Origin of the sequence: Fervidobacterium islandicum (genome assembly GCF_000767275.3) — a bacterium.
Taxonomy (GTDB): Bacteria; Thermotogota; Thermotogae; order Thermotogales; family Fervidobacteriaceae; genus Fervidobacterium; species Fervidobacterium islandicum.
In genome coordinates this window covers 1,968,192-1,988,089 of record NZ_CP014334.2, presented here as the reverse complement: position 1 = coordinate 1,988,089, position 19,898 = coordinate 1,968,192, and the positions used below count along the sequence as shown (strand labels likewise).

Here is a 19,898-nt window from a genome sequence, read left to right as displayed (position 1 = left end):
TCTTAAAAATCCTTCAGTATGCTCACTAATACCACGCACATTTTCAATTAGAAATGTTTGAATTTCAGCCTTCTTGTAATATAATAGTTTTGCTCAAGCTCTTCTCAAAATAGTAAACTTATCTACAAAAAATCATAAGGGGTGAGAAAGGTGAAGGCTATTATCCTTTGCGCAGGGAAAGGAACGCGATTACGACCACTCACGTATACAACAGCAAAGCACCTCATTCCGGTAGCAAACAAACCTGTTATTCTCTACACGATTGAAAAAATAAAAAGCGCCGGGATCACCAACATCGGCATCATCGTAAGTCCCGAAAACAGAGAGGATTTCATAAGTGCGCTCGGTGACGGTTCCCAGCACGGTGTCAAATTAACTTACATCCTCCAAGAAGAGCCAAAGGGTTTGGCGCATGCTGTCCTCATGGCAAAGGACTTCCTCGGTGACGAGGATTTCATGATGTACCTCGGCGACAACCTCATCATGGACGACATCAGACCTTTTGTAAAAGAATTCGAAGAGAAGAAAGACCTCAGCGCATTGATCATGCTTTCCCCAGTTCAAGACCCTTCCCGCTTTGGTATAGCAGTAATGGAAGGTAACAGGATTGTCAAAACCATCGAGAAACCAAAAGAACCACCTTCAAATCTCGCAATAATCGGGCTTTATTTGTTCAGGAAAGACATCTTCGAAGGCATAGCGAACATCAAGCCTTCCTGGAGAGGAGAGCTCGAAATCACAGACGCAATAGATTGGCTTATTCAAAACAAAGGTACAGTTGAAGGACACATCATTTACGGTTGGTGGAAAGACACGGGCAAGCCTGAGGATTTGATAGAAGCAAATCACAAGATATTGGACGATATCATCGAAGAATTTAAAATCGAAGGAACAGTTGAAGCCTCCTCTGTCATTCAAGGTAGGGTCAGTATAGGGAAGAATTCAGAAGTTGTCAACAGCGTTATTAGAGGACCTGTGATTATAGGAGATAATTGTACAATTTCAAATGCATACATAGGTCCCTACACATCGATAGGCAACGGTGTAATGATCGAAAACTGTGAAATAGAGAACTCTATCGTCATGGACGAAGTCAAAATATCTAACTTATCTTTCAGAATAGACTCTTCTCTCATAGGCAAAAAGGTCGAGATTGTAGAAAACGACGGTAAGCCGAAGGGCGTACAAATTATCGTCGGTGACCTTAGTAAAGTTGTTGTTTCAAGATGAACTTATGTTGCTAAAGAAAAATCCGGAGGTTTAAAGGATGGTAAAACTTATCGTTACAGACCTTGATGGTACGCTTTTAAACGATGAAAAGCATATACCAAAGGAAAATATCGAAGTACTGAGAGCAGCCATGGAAAAAGGAATACACGTAAGTGTCGCAACAGGTCGCAACTTTTATTCGGCGAAACCGTACGTAGAAGAGTTGGGACTCGATGTGCCTGTTATCTTTCAAAATGGTGCATTCATTTACCAGTGGATGGAAAACAAAATTATATACAAATCTGCCTTGGGCTCAGAAATTGCAACTAAAGTTATAGAAACTGCGAGAAGGCACAAGCTATTCTACATACTCTACAGAGACTTTCTTGAAGAAAAGGACATGTACATTGATATGCCGTACACTGGAAGCTTTTCTCTTTACCTTGGTCAAAACCAATGGAGGTTGAATATTGTCGATGATGTGTTAAAATACATAAAAACAAAAGATGCTGTTGCAGAAGTTGCGCTCGTTGGGGAAGAGCTGGTAATTAGACAAGCCATTAATGAGGCACTTGATGGACTTGAGAGTCAAACGAGTGTCGTTAAGAACACCACAATTGGAAACGAAACATTTTACGAAATTTTCGGACCAAATTCATCCAAAGAACTTTCTATAAAACACCTTTTCGAGTATTTTAAAGTTGCACCGGAAGAAACTATGTACCTCGGTGATAGCTTCAACGACATCGGCCTTTTGAAGATGGTTGGATATCCCATCGTAATGGAAAACGGGCACGACGAAGTGAAGCAATATGCAAGGTACATCACGAAATCGAACAACGAAGCCGGTGTGGCTTACGCGGTAAAGAAATGGGCACTGGGGATTGATGATTGAAAAAGCTATTGATAGCTGGTGATGAAGATAGTAAAAGACCGCAAATTGTTAATCTTCTTTGCACTTTTGATAGTTTTCTCCGGCTCTTTGTTTTCGAACTCAAAACAGATGAGTGAAGTATCGTACAAAATTCAATACATGATAGGCAACCGTCAAGCCAAGGAACTTATACAGTTTCTTGGCTTGTTGGATTTTGAAAAGTTATCGTTGATAGAGAAGGCCGATTATATAATCGCTCTAAGCGAACTATACAGCTGGGCTGGCGTAGATTACAGCTACTCCGAGAAAGCCTACAAATTGGCCGATGATATGCTCAAAAAATATCCAGAATTTTGGAAGTTTCACTACGCAATGGCGGTTGTGCTATCTCATAGAGTTCAAAAAAATAACCTGCTTGCTCTCACGCTTGTCAACAAGATCGACTATCACCTTGAACAAGCTATGAAATTCGGTCCAAATGAATGGGAACCATTTTTCTTAGCAGGTGTGCGCAACTTGGAAGTTCCACTTTTTCCAAACCTCTCACTTGCAGAGCAGTATTTGAAAAAGGCACTAAATAATAATCCAGAGCATATTTTTACATATCTGATGTATGGCAAACTTCTTGAAAAGAAAGGGCAATTCTGCGATGCACTGAACATATACGAAACAGCACTGCTGTTACCTGTCAGACCAGAATGGAAGGTAGTAGACGAAGATGCAAAAAATGAGATAGTTAAAAGACTCTCGGAGGTGGAAAAGAAGTGTACCAAAAAATAAAGGGAACAGAAGACCTGTACGGTGGTGAGATGAAATACTGGTACTGGATCGAAGAAAGGGCAAGGAAGTTGTCTTTACTGTACGGATTTACGGAAATCCGCACACCTATATTTGAAGATACAAAATTGTTCGTCAGAAGTGTTGGACAAGATACGGATATAGTTCAGAAGGAAATGTACACCTTCGAAGACAAAGGTGGTAGGAGTATCACGTTGCGACCGGAAGGAACCGCACCGGTAGTACGTGCGTTTGTTGAAAACGGTCTAATCACTCAAGGTTTTCCTCAAAAATACTTCTACATAGGCCCTATGTTCCGATACGAACGCCCGCAATCGGGCAGGCAAAGACAATTCCACCAATTTGGTGCTGAGATATTCGGAAGTCCGTCGGCTCTTGCCGATGCCGAATTGATAGCTTTTGTGGATAGATTCCTGCGGGATATAGGACTTGTGGATTTTGAGATACATATAAACACACTTGGCGATGCAGAAGATAGAGCAAATTACAGGCAAGCACTCAGAGAATACTATGCTCAGCACCTTGAGAACCTTTGCGACGATTGTAAGGCAAGATACGAGCGCAACCCTCTGAGACTGCTCGATTGTAAAGTGGATGTTCAGTATGCAGAACAAGCCCCAAAACTCATAGACTACATTGGAGATAGCGCAAGAAAACACTACGAAGAGCTGAAAAGCTTACTTGATGCACTTGGGATAAAGTACGTGGAAGACCCAAGACTTGTACGAGGGCTTGATTATTACAACCGAACAGTCTTCGAAGTGCACCATCACAGACTCGGTGCAATGAGCGCAATAGCAGGTGGAGGAAGGTACGATAACCTGATAAAGGAAATCGGCGGCAAAGATGTTCCCGCGCTGGGTTTTGCTGCGGGTATGGAAAGGCTAATTCTTGCGATAAAGGCTGAGAATGTACATGTTGACGATGTAAAGATAAACGAAGTTTACATCGCACACTTCGGTGGTGAAGAAGTCAAGATAGAAGCAATGAAGCTAGCACAACAACTGCGCAGGGAAGGTATCGCTGTTAATTTGGAAATCATGGAACGCGGACTAAGTGCTCAGTTGAAAAACGCAGCTAGAACAGGTGCTAAACTTTGTATAATCATCGGTGAAAACGAAATCGAACAGGATATCGTATTAGTCAAAAACATGGAGACAGGCCAGCAATTAGAATTTGAAAAGGACTTTGTAGTCAGCGGCATCAAAGACTTGTTGGCCGAACTGGAATAAAAAAATAAAAAGCTCCCCTTCGGGAGCTTCACTGACTTGTTGGCTGGGAGGGGAGGATTCGAACCTCCACTGGCGGATCCAGAGTCCGCAGTCCTGCCATTAGACGACCTCCCAACTCATATAACGCAAGATATATTTTACCATACTGACCTTTCTTGTCAATGGCAGAAGTTCGATTCGGATATTTCAAATAAGGAGTCAACTATGCAAAATTAAATTTTTGTTTTGAGTGTGAGATAGCATAATCAATATTGAACTTCTCTTTCTTTCTCAACATTGCGTACAACGTTCGCAATAACTTGTGTACTACTGACATTATCGCTTTTTTGTACGGTATACCTTGCTGCCTTTTTCGTTCATAGTATGTTCGGAAATATTCGTTGTGAATCACTACACTCACTGCCATTAGCCATAGTATTCGTCTTAGGTGGGCATTGCCCCTTTTCGATATGTGTCCTTCTACTTTGCTTTTGCCTGATTGGGCAATGCTTGGATCGAGTCCACAATACGCAATGAGTTTTTTGTATGTACTAAATCTTGAGATATCTCCAACTTCTGCCAAGAAATGCATCGCGCTGTTTTCACCAATACCTGGTATTGACGTGAGTATCTCGATATCAAGGTTTATCGCACTACATTCGCAATATTCTTTCATCATCTTGTCGTATTCTTCAAGCTGTTGCTGTAAAAATTGTAGTTCTTTGATATTTTGCACAAGAATCTTTTCTTTCATCGGCCAATATTGAGCAATCGAGTTATTAGCGAGTTCTTTAAGTTTTTGAGCATTAAGTTTTGTACTTCTGCCACGGTCTTTGGAAAAGAACACATCCAGATTACGAGCCTTTTGAATAGCCTTGGCAGAAGGGAAATGAGAAAGAAGATTGAGGATAGTGTCACTGTAGATATTGGTAACTCTTTCGAGTTCAGGGAAAAGAACGTTGAGCAGTTTTTCGATATTGTCTTTAACTTTTGCGATGCGGTGGATAATGTTTTCGCGTGCTCTGACAATATCACGAAGCTCAGAGTTGACAAAAGCAGAAGAAGGAATTTGATGTTGTAGGTAAAACAAAGCAGTAGCGATAATGCGAGCATCGATTTTGTCGGTTTTGGTCTTTCGAAGAGAAGCAAAGTTTTTAACAGTTAGAGGATTAAAAACAGCGCAAGCAAAGTCGTTGGAAGAAAGGAAAGCCAGAAGGTTGAGATGATAACAGCCAGTAGATTCCATAGCGATGATGATGGATTGTTTTGGGAAGGCAGAGAGTTTGTTTGCGAAGGAGGAAAAGCCTTGCTGGGACATATCGAAAGAAGATTCGAAGATGATGGAACTGGGATTAGAGATAGCGCAGACGTTGAACTTATCCTTGGAAACATCGATGCCGACGAAAACAGGGAAGTTATCCATGAAAAATCCTCCTTTCGAATGATGAGGGCAGGGAGCCTGCTGAACCAATCCTCCATGCTGACGAGGGCTGAAAGCCCAACCAACTAATCATGGTTAAAGGCAGGCAACAGACTCCTTAAATGGCTTAAAAGCCAAGGTGACATAAGTTGTCCTGCCCTCAATTTTTTTAAGCTAAATTATTTATACCATATTTTTATGTAGGAGTGATAAGATGAAATTTGAGATAGTTGTAGTAGGCGCAGGCCTTGCAGGTGCAACAGCCGCAAGAGTGCTTGCTGAAGCAGGAAAAAAGGCTCTTGTTATCGAACAGCACAGACATATAGCTGGACATTGCCACGATTACAAAGACGAAAATGGAATCACTATCCATACCTACGGCCCACACATATTTCACACAAATAATAAAAAAGTCTGGGATTTCGTGAACCGGTTCTGTGATTTTCATTACTATCAGCACAAAGTGTTAAGCTACGTTGAAGGAAGACTCATCCCATTTCCAATCAACAGAGATACCATATGCGAAGTATTTGGTGTTAACATAGCAACCTACGAAGTGGAAGAATTTTTGGAGAAAGAAGTAAAGAAATCAAAGTTCAATAATCCTCCCAAAAATTTCAGAGACGTTGTTGTCTCGCAAGTTGGTGAAAGGCTGTACGAGTTGTTTTTCAAAAACTACACGATAAAGCAGTGGGAAAGAGACCCTGAAGAATTGTCGCCTGAAGTGGCAAAGAGAATACCGATAAGAACAAACAGAGACGATAGATACTTTTCGGACAAATATCAGGGGATTCCAAAGGCTGGATACACGAAGATGGTGGAAAACATTCTGAATCACCCAAACATAGCCGTGCTCACGGGAGTAGATTACTTCGAAGTGAGGGAACTGTTCAAACCTGAACTGACGGTGTACACTGGCGAGCTTGATAGATTTTTCGATTACGCATATGGAAAGCTTGAATACCGTTCACTAAGGCTTGAGCTGAAGACTTACGACCAAGAATATTACCAACCAGTTGCGGTTGTGAATTACCCAAACGATTACGACTGGACGAGGATAACAGAGTACAAGCACTTTCTAAACGAAAAGAGCGACAAGACAACAGTATGTTTTGAATACCCACTCGCAAGTGGAGAGCCGTACTATATTGTGATGACGCAGGATAATATGGAAAAGCGAGAAAAATATATGGAACAAGTGAGGAAATTAGAAGAAAGTGGAGAATACTTGTTTGTAGGTAGGCTTGCGGAATACAAGTACTACAATATGGACCAAGTCATTGAGGCAAGTATAGAAAAAGTTCAACGATGGTTGAAGGAGTGAGCTAATTGGTTTACTATGTCCCGTATTTTCACTGGGGAAGCAAATTCAACGCAGGTTTTAAAGCAAAGATGGATGTTGAAAGAATAATAATGAATATGGGATTTGAAAGGATAGACGTATTCAAAGGGAAAACAGAAGATACCCAAAAGGTGTTTATGCCTCACAAATTGTTTTCCCTGTTAATTCGTTCTTGGGGCAACAAGCAACTCACAGAATCGACCGTTGTATTTCAAAACGGAACAGGTTTAGATTGGTTCATCACCCCTTTTCTGAAATCTGCATTCCGAAAGGGAAAAAGAATAATTGTGATTCACGATGTTGAAAGTATAAGATTGGGGAGGAAAATGGATAAGACAAGGGAAAGAAGAGTGTTTAACAAATTTACACACGCAATAGTGCATTCTAAAAACATGGCAGATTACCTAAGAAACGAATTGGGTTTCAGGGGGGAAGTCTTAATACTTGGATTTTTTGATTATTTACTTGACCACCTGGATCAGCAAAAACTTTCTTCAATACCCGAGAAGCCACTCGGAAAGTACACAATCGCATTCGCTGGTAATCTTGCGAAATCAAAATTTATAGAAAAGATGCTTCAGAAGTTGTCTTTTAATAACTATATTATTTATCTCTATGGCAAGGGCTACCAAGGACAAATGAAAGAAGGCTTCCTTGAACTCAAAGGAGCTTTCCATCCCGATGAACTTCCCTACAAACTCGAAGGGCATTTCGGATTAGTGTGGGACGGGGAAGAAGTAGAAACGATAGCTGGGACTACCGGAGAGTATCTAAAATATAATTCGCCTCACAAAGCTTCACTTTACATCGTGAGCGGATTGCCGTTGATTGTGTGGAAAGAAGCTGCCATATTTGAGCTTGTAAGAGAATACAACATCGGTTTCGGAATTTCTAATTTGTTGGAATTAGACGAGAAACTTTCAAAAATCACAGAAGATGAATACAACTTCTGGAAAAGAAACGTAATCAGATTGGCACAAAAGCTGGCAGCTGGGAAAAACTTGGAAGAACTGCTGAGAGAATTAATCAATTAGATGAGCTATTCCTTTTGAAAGAGTGCACCGAATCTTCTTAATGCTGAGAGAGTGACGTAAAAAGTTCTCAACATAAATATAGTAGCAGGTCTTGGTATATTGTGACCTTTTCCATATCCGAAGTTTAAAATCGGCCTAAAAATCCTATGTCCTCCAGCGTTGTGCACAACTCGGACTTTGATCTTATTACCATGGTTAACTACATAGAACACACCATCCTCAACGAGGTACTTAACCTTTGCCGTTGTTGGAATGAAGTTGTATATTACAGGGAGTTGGAGAAAACCTGATTCGTAGGCGTAATAATTCAAAAGAATCATGTCAACTCCCCAAGCGTACATATCCTTCACTTTAGAGAACATTCTTTCAACAAAGTCGATGTAAACATTCCTTGGATAGACAACAAAACCCGCATTTATTAATCTCTTTCTCCAAAGCTTTCTTTTTATGTCATCAGCTCCATCAACGTTTTTTTCGTTGATTACCATTTCCATATTTGGAGAAATGTCTTCTGTAACAGCTTTGATTTGCGTCGTGTTCTCTTTAAAGAGGTTTGATATATCATCTTGGAAGATTATATCACCTGAGTCGCAAAGAACAATTCCTTTGTAAAAAGTGTTTCCTTTAAGAAAGTCCGCAAGTTCTAAGAACCTTGTGTTGTTTATATGCCCGTCTGTCCGTCTGGCTTTCCTGACAATAGCTCCCTGTTGAGAAAGTTTCTGGACAACCTCGTCAGATAAGCCGTAGTCCATTACAAGTACATCGGTTTCTGACAGATTCACATTCTCTTTCAACGAGCTAAACCAGTGATTTACAAGAAAATCCTCGTATTTTTTATTGCAAGCAGTAGCTATCAAATATTTCTTACCGCCCAATTTTTATCACCTCAATCCACTATTGAACCTTCGAATCCTAATGTCTCGAATTCAGTTTGAATATCCAGCCAGCTAACCTCAAAAGGCTGTAACATAAAAAAGGTGAAATCTTGTATATGTTTTTAAGGAAAGCTAATTGTTTTCCCATTTTTGTTTTATTCACTTCAAGAAGCGCGTTCACTATCTGCTGACGTATTAATTCATTCCTAGCAAGTTTCATCCAATCTTTCAAAGGATATCCGTTAAACGCAAGATTACCAAGTGTCCACGAATAAGCAATAGGTATGCTTTTTGTTAAAAGTATTTCAACAATCTCAGATTCTCCATTTTCCTCAAAAAACTTTTTCAACCTCAACAACGAACCAACGTTATGAAATGCTGCTAAAGTCGGCCTTTTGGTAGTTGACGATGTTCGGTAAAGAAGTTCCGCAAATGCCTTATCAAAGACATACACCCGTTTTGAATAATAAAGGTATTTCGCTATGAACTCGTTATCTTCTGAATACCTTGCACCCTGTGTGAATCTAAGGGTATAGTTTTCGATGATGTTTTTTCGAAATATAGATGTATTTAAATGTGCATACGTGACACTTGTAATAAAATCTTTCAACACCTCTTTACCACTGTAAATTCCCTCGTTGTACGTGTACGTTTCGTTGTATGCATAAAGTTGTTTCCCTTCGATATTTACCACATCCTGTCCTCCAAATGCCATCTGACAATCATTTGTCTCTAAAGCATCAACAAGCTCTTCTATAGCATATGGAAAGAGCGTATCATCTCCATCCAAGAACTTTATATACTTCCCTCTCGCGTTAGCTAAACCTGTATTCCTTGCAACACTCACACCTTGATTTTTCTGACTGATTATTTTGAATGGTTTCCCAGAATTTTTGAGCACTTTCTCCGCCACTTCAACTGTCCTATCGGTTGAGCCATCGTCAACTAATATAATTTCAATATTCTCATATGTTTGGTCTAAGACACTCTTCAAAGAACGCTCTATGTATCTTTCAAGGTTGTACGCTGGTATTATAACTGACACAAGCGCTTCATCGGACACGCTTTACAACCCTCCTAAAGTCCCCTATCAAAAATGATTTAACTCTTGCTGGAATATATCTTATCGCCAAATACACAACAGCCAAATCAAATGCAAAATAGATATACCACATTTTGTTTAAAACTTTCATAACATCAGGAATAACTATCCCAAATGCAGAAAGGATAACGTACAGTAGGCTTCCCAACAACATATGATAGGCAATTACAAAGAGTGCATTGAAGGCGAGTTTGTAGAAAAATCCATCGACCTTTAGAACTTTTACCACTTCAGAAAGGAATATTATCACAATGATTGCAAAAAACTCACCAAAGAACGCTATGACACCATTTTTGCCAAACCACTGGTTGTTCCAAGATATATCACCGTTCGTTTGGCTTATAAGAAGCAAACCACCGGTAGTAAGAACAAAACCTAAGAGGCTCACCTTAACATTGTATTTTTTCCAAATTTTCCCAAGCCAAAAGAACGGCAGAGAAACTATAGCAGCATCAATTTTAAAGACGAGCGGTTCGTGAGGAACCATCCTCAAAACAAGCGCTAAGGCGATGGAAATAATTAACAGAACGTTGTTTTTGCTTACAAAGTAGTACATCAGTTCAGCTAAAAACAACATTAAGAAAAACCAAAGAGGTATCGCGTTAACCGCCACCTGATCAAGTCTATCCATCCTTCCGATTAATAAATTCAAAAAGTACTCATATTTAGGGTACTTCACAACGCTTGGTGGAGCGATAAGTAAGAAGACTATGGTGTTTATTAAACCTGCAAAGTAATAAGTTTGAACAAGTAAAATCCTCGATGATAATACTTCTTTTATTGTGCGCTCTTTCCACTGATAACCCCTTGCAAAAACAAGAGCGCCAAGCCCGTAGCTAAAAAAAGCATAGACTTGGTTCGGTGTACCGGAATGTACAAGCATGACGAAGAATATCGCAAGCCCCTCTAATATGAGTATATTTATTTTCTCAACTTTGAGAATGCTGCCCATTTATTTTCAGCACCTCACCACTTCCCACTCGCTCCGCCACCGCCACTGCGGCCGCCACCAAAACCTCCAAACCCGCCTGAACTTCTTCCCGAGCCACCAAAACCACCAAATCCACCAGGTCCCATAGGCCCACGAGGTCCAATATATCTTACACCATTTCGTGAGAATATGAGAATCAACACAACAATAAGTACGATTATGAACACAATTTCATCAATACCTACGGAATCTGAGGAACTCTCCGGTAGTTCTGCGTTAACATCCAGCGTCAATTCAACATTGTATTCTTTCGCAACCTCTCGAGCAAGCGCAAGGTATCCATAGTAAACACCTTTTGAATAATCGCCTTCTTTAAAATACGGGATTATGTATTCATCCCTAATCCTTCCTGCCTTACCATCAGGAATAGCACCCTCAAGCCCGTATCCAACTTCGATGCGCATTTCTCGGTCTTTAATCGCAACCAAAAGCAACACGCCGTTGTCTTTTCCTTTCTGCCCGATTCCCCACCTTCTGAACAGCTCGACAGCGTACTCTTCAATCGACATTCCTTGCAATGAATCAACGATAACAGCTGTAACTTGTGCAGTTGTTTTGTCTTCGAGTTCTTTCCCAACAGAGACGATTTTTTGAACGTATTCTTGCTCAACAACGCCAACGTAATCGTTGATGTATTTGTACGGTGTTGGTGTAGGAAAATCAACAGCCAAAAGCATACTTGAAACAAAAATCACAGAAAAAATCAAAAATATGCGCTTTACTCTCATCTGCTCAACTCCACTCTTTGTAATCTAAAAATACTTCGCAATATCCGATTTAATTCTCTCATAATCTTCCAACAACCTGTCGACCCTTTCAAAAGGTGCGTTGGAAAACATCGTTTCAAATTCCAGCGTAAACGAACCTATCACGCGCTCTGAAATTGGATAGTACTTGGCTGGTGATAGGCCGTATTTTTTTCTTAGAAGCGAGATAACCTCAGAGTACAAAGCACGAAATTCATCAGGCACCTTTTTATCTACAACAAAAAAGTTGATACCCTTATCGTTTATTATCGTTCTGCATATTTTGTACTGCCCATCTTTGTACTTTTCCAAAAACTCCAATACTCTCCCGTTCACTCGCTTAGCAAATGAAAACGATTCTGCTCCAAAGACTTTCTCACTGAACATCTCTTTGTTCAAAAATGTCTCGTCGCCCGCGACTGCTACGAACCTCGTTTTCAAAGGCAATTTCATTATACCACACTGGCAAATCCACTGCTCATTCGTGTTGCCGATAAGTTCCCCACAAAGTCTGATAAATTCTTCCTTTTTTCCAAAATCGTTCATTTTGTAAATCGCAGGAGTAAAAGACATCGGCAATGAAATTGAGATCCCGATAACCTTTTCATTAGAAGGTGTGACAATGAAATTGAAATAAAATGGGAAATTTGAAAAATGTTCAGTATGGTTAAGATGACAACTTACCACCGCCACATGGCGGTGGTAAACATCGAGCCTTTCTTTTTTACTCTCCAAAAATGCAATAAGCTCTGAGCCGTCAAAGTCTATCTTTTCCAATTTCTTGAACTTTTCTGGTCCTACATACATCGCTTGTTCTCAACCTTCCTTATCAAATTAATGAACTTGCTTTCCTTCCTCGTTCTTCAACATCGGCATCTTAATTCCATGCTTTTTCGCTGTCTGGATAGCTATTTCGTAACCGGCATCCGCATGCCTTACAACACCCATTCCAACATCGTTTGTTAGTACCCTTTCTATTTTCTTTCTGGACAATTCAGTTCCGTCCGCAACGATGACAACACCTGCGTGCAGTGAGTACCCAATACCTACTCCACCACCGTGGTGGAACGATACCCAAGTCGCACCGCTTGCCACATTGAGCATCGCATTAAGAATCGGCCAGTCGGCTATCGCATCGCTTCCATCCTTCATCGCTTCCGTTTCCCTGTACGGACTTGCAACCGAACCTGTGTCGTGGTGGTCTCTACCAATTACGATTGGAGCTTCCAACTCACCTTTCCTCACCATCTCGTTCATCGCAAGTCCCATCTCTGCCCTCTGCCCCATACCAAGCCAGCATATTCTCGCTGGTAATCCTTGCCATTTCACTTTCTTTTGCGCCATCTCTATCCACTTTCTCAAATGTTCATCTTCTCCAAAAAGTTCCAGCACCTTTTGGTCTGTCTTGTAAATATCTTCCGGATTACCCGATAATGCAACCCACCTGAACGGTCCTTTACCCTCGCTGAAAAGGTCTCTTATATACTCTGGCACATAACCGGGGATATTGAACGCTTCCTTAACTCCGTGGTCGAACGCAAGTCTTCGAATGTTGTTACCATATTCGAAGACCTTCGCACCTTGCCTTTGCATCTCTAATATCGCATTTACATGCTTCACAACGCTATCGTACACCATTTCCAAATACTTCTGCGGATTTTCTTTTCTGAGTTTAAGGGCTTCATCGAACGAAATACCGGCTGGTACATACCCGTTGAGTGGGTCGTGCGCTGCCGTTTGGTCAGTTACAACGTCCGGAATTATTCCCCTTCGCACTAATTCTGGGTGCACCTCTGCAGCATTGGCAAGTAACCCTATGGACAAAGGCCTTCCTTCCTTCATCGCCTCTTTGGCCATCTTCAATGCTTCATCGAGGCTGTCTGTCCAGGTGTCGAGGTAACCTGTCTGCAATCTTCTGTCGATCATTCGCTTATCGACTTCAACAGCGATCACGACACCATCGTTCATCGTCACCGCAAGTGGCTGGGCACCGCCCATCTCACCAAGCCCAGCAGTTAATACAAGCTTTCCTTTCAGTGTACCACCGAAATACTTCTTCGCAACTGCATAAAAAGTCTCATACGTGCCTTGCAGTATGCCCTGTGTTCCGATGTATATCCAGCTACCAGCCGTCATCTGACCGTACATTATCAGTCCGCGTTCCTCAAGCTCATTGAAGTACTCCCAAGTTGCCCATTTTGGGACAAGGTTTGAATTGGCGATAAGTACCCTTGGTGCCCATTCATGTGTCTTCCAAACCGCTACAGGCTTTCCGCTTTGAACAATCAGCGTCTCATCATCTTCCAATTCTTTTAGCGTTTCGACTATTTTGTAATAGCATTCCCAATTTCTTGCCGCTTTACCCTTGCCACCGTAGACTATCAAATTTGCAGGATCACGTGCAACCTCTGGATCGAGGTTATTCATTAGCATACGCATTGCTGCTTCTGTGAGCCATGACTTGCAAGTCAGCGTCGTTCCCCTTGGAGCTCTAATCACTTCAGCCATACCGAATACCCCCTTCAAAAGATGTCCGAACTTACAATTTATTTTAACTCTGAAAGACTGCTTTCTCAATTATTTCAAAAATAACCATACACAAGAAAGCAAAGCATTTCACAACGTTTTCAAAGCATTTCAATATATTTCAGTATATTTCCCTTATTCTTTTCCATTCCAGTTCTCTCTGAGTCTTTCAACAATCTCCCGTGCCGTTTTTGTGGCAGCAATACCACCAAGACCTGTTTCTCGTAACGACTCGGGTAATGATTTCCCAACCTCGTACATCGCCTCAACAACCTCATCAAATGGAATGACACTCTCTATACCAGCTAACGCCATTTCCGCTGACGCGATCGCAACGTTCACCGCATTTGCATTTCTTTTGACACAAGGCACTTCGACAAATCCGCCGACAGGGTCGCACACAAGCCCCATGAGTGCCTTTAAAGCAAGCGCAGCCGCATGTCCTACCTTAATTGCATCTTTTGAAAAATAGTAAGTCAACAACCCGGATGCCATAGCCGTTGCCGTACCAATCTCAGCCTGACAGCCACCTGCTGCACCTGAGAGTGTTGCCTTCTTTGCCACCACGTTGCCTATTCCAGAGGCAACGATGTAAGCTTTTAAAAGCTCGTCAAATTCTGTGTTTTTCACCTTCCACAGTGCGTACGCAACCCCCGGAACAACACCGCATGAACCCGCCGTCGGACACGCAACGATTCGTCCCATGGATGCATTTGATTCGCCCATAGAAAGAGCAACCACCGTTGCCACGTAGTTGAACTCACTCATCATCCTAGGTTTTGCACTCGCAAGCTTGTGCGCATTCTCTCCCGTTAAACCTGTGAGCGTTTCAAATTTCTTACCAAAGTTCTTTTCTGCTTCTTCAAGCATTACCTCAAGCAATTTCCCCAGCTGCTTTTTCACCTTTTCCGGGTCTCTGCCGGTGTCTATCATATCCTGAGCCAAGATGATTTCACTAAACTCAAGGTTAGTATTTTTCCAAATCTCAACAAGCTCAGAAAACTTCATATCTGCTCACCCTCTTCAAGTCGCACAGCGTACACCTCAATGACGTTCTTAAGAGTTCTTATGCATTCCAAAACATCGTTGCTTGGATTTTCATCAAGCTCGATAATTGTCAGTGCAATTCCCTCAAGCGCATTAACTCTGCGCAGATAAACATTCGCTATATTCACACTTATACAATCCAAAATTCCCTTTAAAGCACCAGGCTTATCTTTATTGACTATAACCAACGCCGGATAGTCTCCAGCGAGTGAACATTCAACACCGTTTATTTTTGTAATCCTTATCGCACCACCGCCGATGGAAGAACCTTCAACCTCGTTGTAAAGATTGCCTTTCTGCGCTTTAATCAATACGGTGTTCGGATGAACATCACCAAGGTCGGCAAACTCGAATTCGAACCTCAAGCCTTTTTGCTCGGCAAGTTTGTAGGCATCCTTGACTTTGGGGTCATCCGGCTTAAGCCCAAGAATACCTGCAAGCAATGCCCTGTCCGTGCCGTGTCCCTTGTACGTTAAGGCAAACGAACCGTGCAATACAAACACTACACTTTCTGGAATCCCCATCAACTTGTACACAAACCGTGCAATTCTGAGCGCACCGAGTGTATGTGAACTCGATGGACCGATCATAACCGGACCGGAAACCTCAAGTAATCCCATGAAATTCACCTCATCTCATTCACTCCATTGTTAACGAATATCAAAAACTATTATACCACCAAAACAAAGCGGGGCATATCGCCCCGCCGCATGTTAAGTATTAAGACTGTTATTATCCTCTCATCAATTGAAGCACGTTCTGTGGTAGCGTGTTGGCCTGCGCAAGCATCGACATACCAGATTGCATCAAAATCTGCGCCTTTGTGAATTGCATCATCTCTTTTGCCATATCGGCATCTCTGATTCGGCTTTCCGCTGCCGTCAGGTTCTCCGCTGCTACGCCGAGGTTCGCTATCGTGTGTTCGAGTCTGTTTTGGATTGCACCAAGCTGTGACCTCACGGAACTAACTTTGTGAATAGCCGCATCAATAACGCTGATGGTTCTTTCAGCGTCATTTTGCGTCGTAACTTTGAGTGTAGAGGTCAGAAGTCCAAGGTCTTTCGCATTCATTGCATCAATACCAGCTACCATGTTAGCACCTTCGTTTGCACCAATCTGGAACACAAGCTGATTACCTGTCGTGTTGATTTTCTCAACTCTTGCAACTCCAGTGTCTATTACCTCTTCCAGAGGTAATCCACCACCAAATTGCTTGATATCAAATCTTGAAGTGTTCCAGCTGATTTTAACTCCGCCAACAACGACAGAAGCTTGTGAGTAGTCGATTACAACAGTAGTTACTCCCGTTGATTGAACAAGCACAACCCTAACATCCAAAGCACTGGTTACGTTTCCTTTGAACTGTCCCACTTCAACAACAAATGTTCCCTCAACTACACTTGCTGCAGAACTGACCGCAGTCACGTTAAGGTCAATGTTTCCTTGGGAAACAACTTTTGCATCGGGCGTAAATCTAAAGCTCTCAAGGTTACCGTTCAAAAGCTTTTTGGTGTTGAACTCAGTTGAACGAGCGATCCTGTCAATTTCCTCACGGAGTTGATCAAGTTCGGCTTGTATACTCGACCTATCGACATCCGTGTTTGTATCGCTTGCCGCCTGAACTGCGAGTTCCCTCATACGTTGGAGGATAGAGTGAACTTCGTTGAGTGCTCCTTCCGCTGTTTGGATGAGTGAAATCGCGTCTTGTGCGTTCTTTACCGCCATCTCGAGACCCTTGATCTGGCCTCTCATCTTTTCACTGATCGCCAAACCAGCCGCATCATCGCTTGCCCTGTTGATCTTCAAACCGGACGAAAGTCTTTCGAGCACCTTTTTCATGTCTGAGTCCGTGAGTGTTATCTGCCTCCATGCGTTAAGTGCCGACAAGTTGTAGTTAATACGCATAACCTCACCTCCATGGAAAGTAAAATAATCCTATTATTTTTCGTATATCACTGCCCTCAATGGTCCTGTCAACATGTAGTGTTTTACCGTCTTCACACCAAGCCTCTTTAACTCACTTTCGATTTGCTTCTTCGTTCTGATGAATCTGAAAATAGGATAGTGCCAAACCAAGTCATCATGATTACCAAATTCTGGAACAAAATAGAACAACACTCCACTTTCAAAATTCTTCACAAGACTTGAGAAATCCTGAGAGATGTTTACAAATTCAAAACTAACAACATTCCTTGAATCCTCAACCTGATTAATTTCAAGCTCTACCGCAACACTTCTCAGTAAATTACGATATCTCTCATCATTTTCCAAAAGCTTTGTATCGCTAAAGCTAACATCGCTCAGAACTTTTAAAATATCCTCTTTCTTGATTTCCAAAACAGGTAAATTGTAGTTCTTCGAACGTTCTTTATATACACTTATCGCCTCATCTATGTGGAACGGCTGAACGTAGTAGTACTCTTCCGTCTTTCTCCAAACCCTCAGCGGTGATATAACACCAAGTCCAGAGTGTTTCTCAGATATATTTCCCACCCACACTATTTCGTCGCTTTTGTTCCCGAAATTCTCGGCTGGATAGAAGTTATCGAACTTAAAAATTCCTAACGCAATATCGCCCAGTGCAGCATTTTTCTTCAAAGCCTTTAAGTGATATTCGTATGCTTTTGCCAAATCAGTTTGGTCACTCGAATCCTCAAATAACTTCGCATATCTGTGCTCGAGGAACGGAAACTCATCCTTATTCATAATACTTTCTAACAGCTCAGCAGACTTCTTCTTATCCGCTTTCCAAATATTCACTGCACTCACATATTTTGCAAAATCAGTATCCGATATGAGATACAACTTCGATAGTTCCTCTTTCGAAAACTGCTTGAGAACTTCCATCATCAGTTCTTTGTTTTCCAAATAGAACCTCTTTAATTCGTGGAATACACCTTCTACAGTAGGATCAAGTTTTGTTTTCAAATCATCAAGTATTGGTTTGATAAACCTTGATATTTCCGGTAAAACTTCCGCTGCGCTCTTGTAGTACTCTAACGCAAGTTTGAAATTAGCTTTTGCGAGATATGTGTCAGCAATAAGTCCGTGAGTAATACCTTTGATAACTTGGTTCTCCGATTTCCTTAGTTTGCTTAATACTCGGAGCTTTGAAACATTGTCATCCGGTACATTTTCATAGAAGAAAATAAGTGCTTCCAAACCTAATTGTTCAATTTTTTGGCCCCATTCTTCTTCATTCTTTCCAAAGATGTATTCTATTAATTTATCTTTTCCATCCTTAAGTCTTTCAAAAAGTAGCTCACCAAAATGACCTTTCAAGAACGGCCTCAGTAGGTCCACGTTGAATTTTAAGTTTAGCTTGACGATTCGCTCTACAATGTCTATAACATTGATGGCTACCCCAAACTCTTTCAAAATGGCAAGCAGGGCTTCTAACTCGCCAACAATCTCAGCGAAAACCTCATCGTCAACCTCAACAACCGTTTTCAAAATAGCATTTGCCAACCTTTCAACTTCACCTGAGGTAAGCTTAGACCTATCGAATATTTTCTCAAAGTGCCTTCTGAAATTCTTTAAATCCTTCTTCCTAAGATAAGCCAAAGCAAGAAGTGTATGAGCCATGGGGGTATACTTTATTGCAGTTATAGTCCATGAGAATTCTTGAGGGTTCTTCTCAACATATTCTATTCTTTTGAGGAATTCCTCGCCGTATTCTATTATCTTGTCATAACTCTTTTCTGCTTCTTCAACAGCTAAAAGGCCGTAGTATGGATCTGGGTTTTTTGGTTCAACTTTCAGTAAAAACTTCAACAACTCCCTGGATTTATGACGAAAGCCTTTTGCATTTAAATCGAGTGCATGCATGAACAGGACCTCAAAAGCTATAGCGGGCATCTTTTGGTCTTTTTGAATAATGTTCATAACTTCCTCAACGATAGGATAAAGCTCGTATTTATTCCCACCAATCAGTTCTGTTTTATAAAGCTGGCACAAATAATACGCCCTTTCTTGGCTGGGCATATCCTTTCCTTCTTCCAAAAGTCTAATGATCAAATTCCTCGTTCTTTCGTACTTTTTCCTTCGGAGTTTTCTTGTCCATATATATCCGTAGTGATATATCGTAAACGGTGCCTCTACGACTTTTCCTTTATAAATTGGCTGATTGTGAACTATGTTTTCATACCTTACCGTACCATTTCTAAAAATCCTTGCCGTAGAAGCAATTTCTGTTTTTTTCAAATCCCAGTCCAGATAACTCAGTGTTGGAAGATATACCGTGTTCACGTCGGCTGGAAGATTTTCAAGAAACTCCCTAATTCCTGCAAAATCTTCTTTTACCTCCTCATCGGCATCGTAAATGAGCACCCATTCGCACGTCGGAAACTGCAGGGAATAATTACGTGCTTCAGAAAAATCATCTTTCCATTCATGGAAATATATCTTGTCTGTATATTTCTTAGCGACCTCAACGCTGTTATCAGTTGAGCCCGTATCAACGACTATAATCTCATCAACATACGGCTTAATACTTCCAAGAGCCCTGTCGAGATTGTGCTCTTCGTTTTTCATAATCATTGCAACACTCAGTAGACAACGCTTCTTCTCAGACATTTCCAAACCCCCAATTCTTGATATAACTTTTCTAACATATTATTCATTTTACACTAAGAACATTCCTAAAACTTTATACAAAAGCAAGAAAGCGGGCTTTCGCCCGCTTTCCCAAATCTTATTGATTATTAGCTTTTCACTAATCAGG

At 41.3% G+C, this 19,898-nt stretch carries 17 protein-coding genes and 1 tRNA gene; 6 read left to right on the top strand and 12 right to left on the bottom strand.

Annotation, left to right across the window (positions count from 1 at the left end; genetic code table 11):
- The first annotated feature begins 150 nt into the window (after positions 1-150).
- From NA23_RS09500 to hisS, 4 genes are read left to right on the top strand one after another with little or no spacing between them, the layout of a single operon-like run.
- On the top strand, positions 151-1,230 hold the full coding sequence (locus tag NA23_RS09500) for a glucose-1-phosphate thymidylyltransferase (protein ID WP_033191738.1): 1,080 nt from the start codon (positions 151-153) through the stop codon (positions 1,228-1,230).
- Between the two features lie 37 nt (positions 1,231-1,267).
- Positions 1,268-2,104, top strand: a complete 837-nt coding sequence (locus tag NA23_RS09495; protein ID WP_033191739.1) for a Cof-type HAD-IIB family hydrolase — start codon at positions 1,268-1,270, stop codon at positions 2,102-2,104.
- 21 nt (positions 2,105-2,125) lie between these two features.
- Positions 2,126-2,863, top strand: coding sequence for a tetratricopeptide repeat protein (locus tag NA23_RS09490; protein ID WP_033191740.1), 738 nt, complete (start codon positions 2,126-2,128; stop codon positions 2,861-2,863).
- On the top strand, positions 2,848-4,113 hold the full coding sequence (hisS, locus tag NA23_RS09485) for a histidine--tRNA ligase (RefSeq protein WP_033192345.1): 1,266 nt from the start codon (positions 2,848-2,850) through the stop codon (positions 4,111-4,113). The genes NA23_RS09490 and hisS overlap by 16 nt, the downstream gene beginning before the upstream one ends.
- 40 nt (positions 4,114-4,153) lie before the next feature.
- On the opposite strand, the gene NA23_RS09480 is transcribed toward hisS, so the two are convergent.
- Positions 4,154-4,227, bottom strand: a tRNA-Gln gene (locus NA23_RS09480).
- An 88-nt stretch (positions 4,228-4,315) separates the two neighbouring features.
- Complete coding sequence (locus tag NA23_RS09475) at positions 4,316-5,515, bottom strand: IS110 family RNA-guided transposase (RefSeq protein WP_236938321.1); 1,200 nt, start codon at positions 5,513-5,515, stop codon at positions 4,316-4,318.
- Between the two features lie 211 nt (positions 5,516-5,726).
- Between NA23_RS09475 and glf the strand changes: the two genes are divergently transcribed.
- Both glf and NA23_RS09465 read left to right on the top strand, forming a co-directional pair.
- Complete coding sequence (glf, locus tag NA23_RS09470; protein WP_033192344.1) at positions 5,727-6,836, top strand: UDP-galactopyranose mutase; 1,110 nt, start codon at positions 5,727-5,729, stop codon at positions 6,834-6,836.
- 5 nt (positions 6,837-6,841) lie between these two features.
- Complete coding sequence (locus NA23_RS09465) at positions 6,842-7,888, top strand: glycosyltransferase (RefSeq protein ID WP_052107245.1); 1,047 nt, start codon at positions 6,842-6,844, stop codon at positions 7,886-7,888.
- A 5-nt stretch (positions 7,889-7,893) separates the two neighbouring features.
- Here NA23_RS09465 and NA23_RS09460 read toward each other — a convergent pair whose 3' ends face one another.
- The 10 genes from NA23_RS09460 to NA23_RS09415 all read right to left on the bottom strand — a co-directional run bounded on the left by NA23_RS09460 (position 7,894) and on the right by NA23_RS09415 (position 19,750).
- The gene (locus NA23_RS09460) at positions 7,894-8,763 is read right to left on the bottom strand and encodes a hypothetical protein (protein ID WP_052107244.1); all 870 of its coding nucleotides are present in this window, start codon (positions 8,761-8,763) and stop codon (positions 7,894-7,896) included.
- Positions 8,764-8,800: 37 nt separating this feature from the next.
- The gene (locus NA23_RS09455; RefSeq protein WP_033192343.1) at positions 8,801-9,826 is read right to left on the bottom strand and encodes a glycosyltransferase family 2 protein; all 1,026 of its coding nucleotides are present in this window, start codon (positions 9,824-9,826) and stop codon (positions 8,801-8,803) included.
- Positions 9,816-10,817 carry a hypothetical protein gene (locus NA23_RS09450; RefSeq protein WP_033192342.1) on the bottom strand — a complete coding sequence of 334 codons (1,002 nt, stop codon included), beginning with the start codon at positions 10,815-10,817 and terminating at the stop codon, positions 9,816-9,818. Before NA23_RS09450 ends, NA23_RS09455 begins: the two co-directional genes overlap by 11 nt.
- Before the next feature lie 14 nt (positions 10,818-10,831).
- A complete protein-coding gene (locus NA23_RS09445) occupies positions 10,832-11,584 on the bottom strand; it encodes a TPM domain-containing protein (protein ID WP_033192341.1) in 753 nt (250 codons plus the stop codon).
- Between the two features lie 24 nt (positions 11,585-11,608).
- Positions 11,609-12,409 (bottom strand): DUF4895 domain-containing protein, encoded by an 801-nt coding sequence (locus NA23_RS09440; protein ID WP_033192340.1) that lies wholly within the window; start codon positions 12,407-12,409, stop codon positions 11,609-11,611.
- 27 nt (positions 12,410-12,436) lie between these two features.
- Positions 12,437-14,110 carry a urocanate hydratase gene (gene hutU / locus NA23_RS09435; protein ID WP_033192339.1) on the bottom strand — a complete coding sequence of 558 codons (1,674 nt, stop codon included), beginning with the start codon at positions 14,108-14,110 and terminating at the stop codon, positions 12,437-12,439.
- Positions 14,111-14,263: 153 nt separating this feature from the next.
- Positions 14,264-15,136, bottom strand: coding sequence for an L-serine ammonia-lyase, iron-sulfur-dependent, subunit alpha (gene sdaAA, locus NA23_RS09430; protein ID WP_033192338.1), 873 nt, complete (start codon positions 15,134-15,136; stop codon positions 14,264-14,266).
- On the bottom strand, positions 15,133-15,795 hold the full coding sequence (gene sdaAB, locus NA23_RS09425) for an L-serine ammonia-lyase, iron-sulfur-dependent subunit beta (protein ID WP_033192337.1): 663 nt from the start codon (positions 15,793-15,795) through the stop codon (positions 15,133-15,135). Before sdaAB ends, sdaAA begins: the two co-directional genes overlap by 4 nt.
- 112 nt (positions 15,796-15,907) lie before the next feature.
- Positions 15,908-17,080, bottom strand: coding sequence for a flagellin N-terminal helical domain-containing protein (locus NA23_RS09420; RefSeq protein WP_033192336.1), 1,173 nt, complete (start codon positions 17,078-17,080; stop codon positions 15,908-15,910).
- Between the two features lie 33 nt (positions 17,081-17,113).
- Positions 17,114-19,750 carry a glycosyltransferase family 2 protein gene (locus tag NA23_RS09415; protein ID WP_033192335.1) on the bottom strand — a complete coding sequence of 879 codons (2,637 nt, stop codon included), beginning with the start codon at positions 19,748-19,750 and terminating at the stop codon, positions 17,114-17,116.
- Positions 19,751-19,898 lie beyond the last annotated feature (148 nt).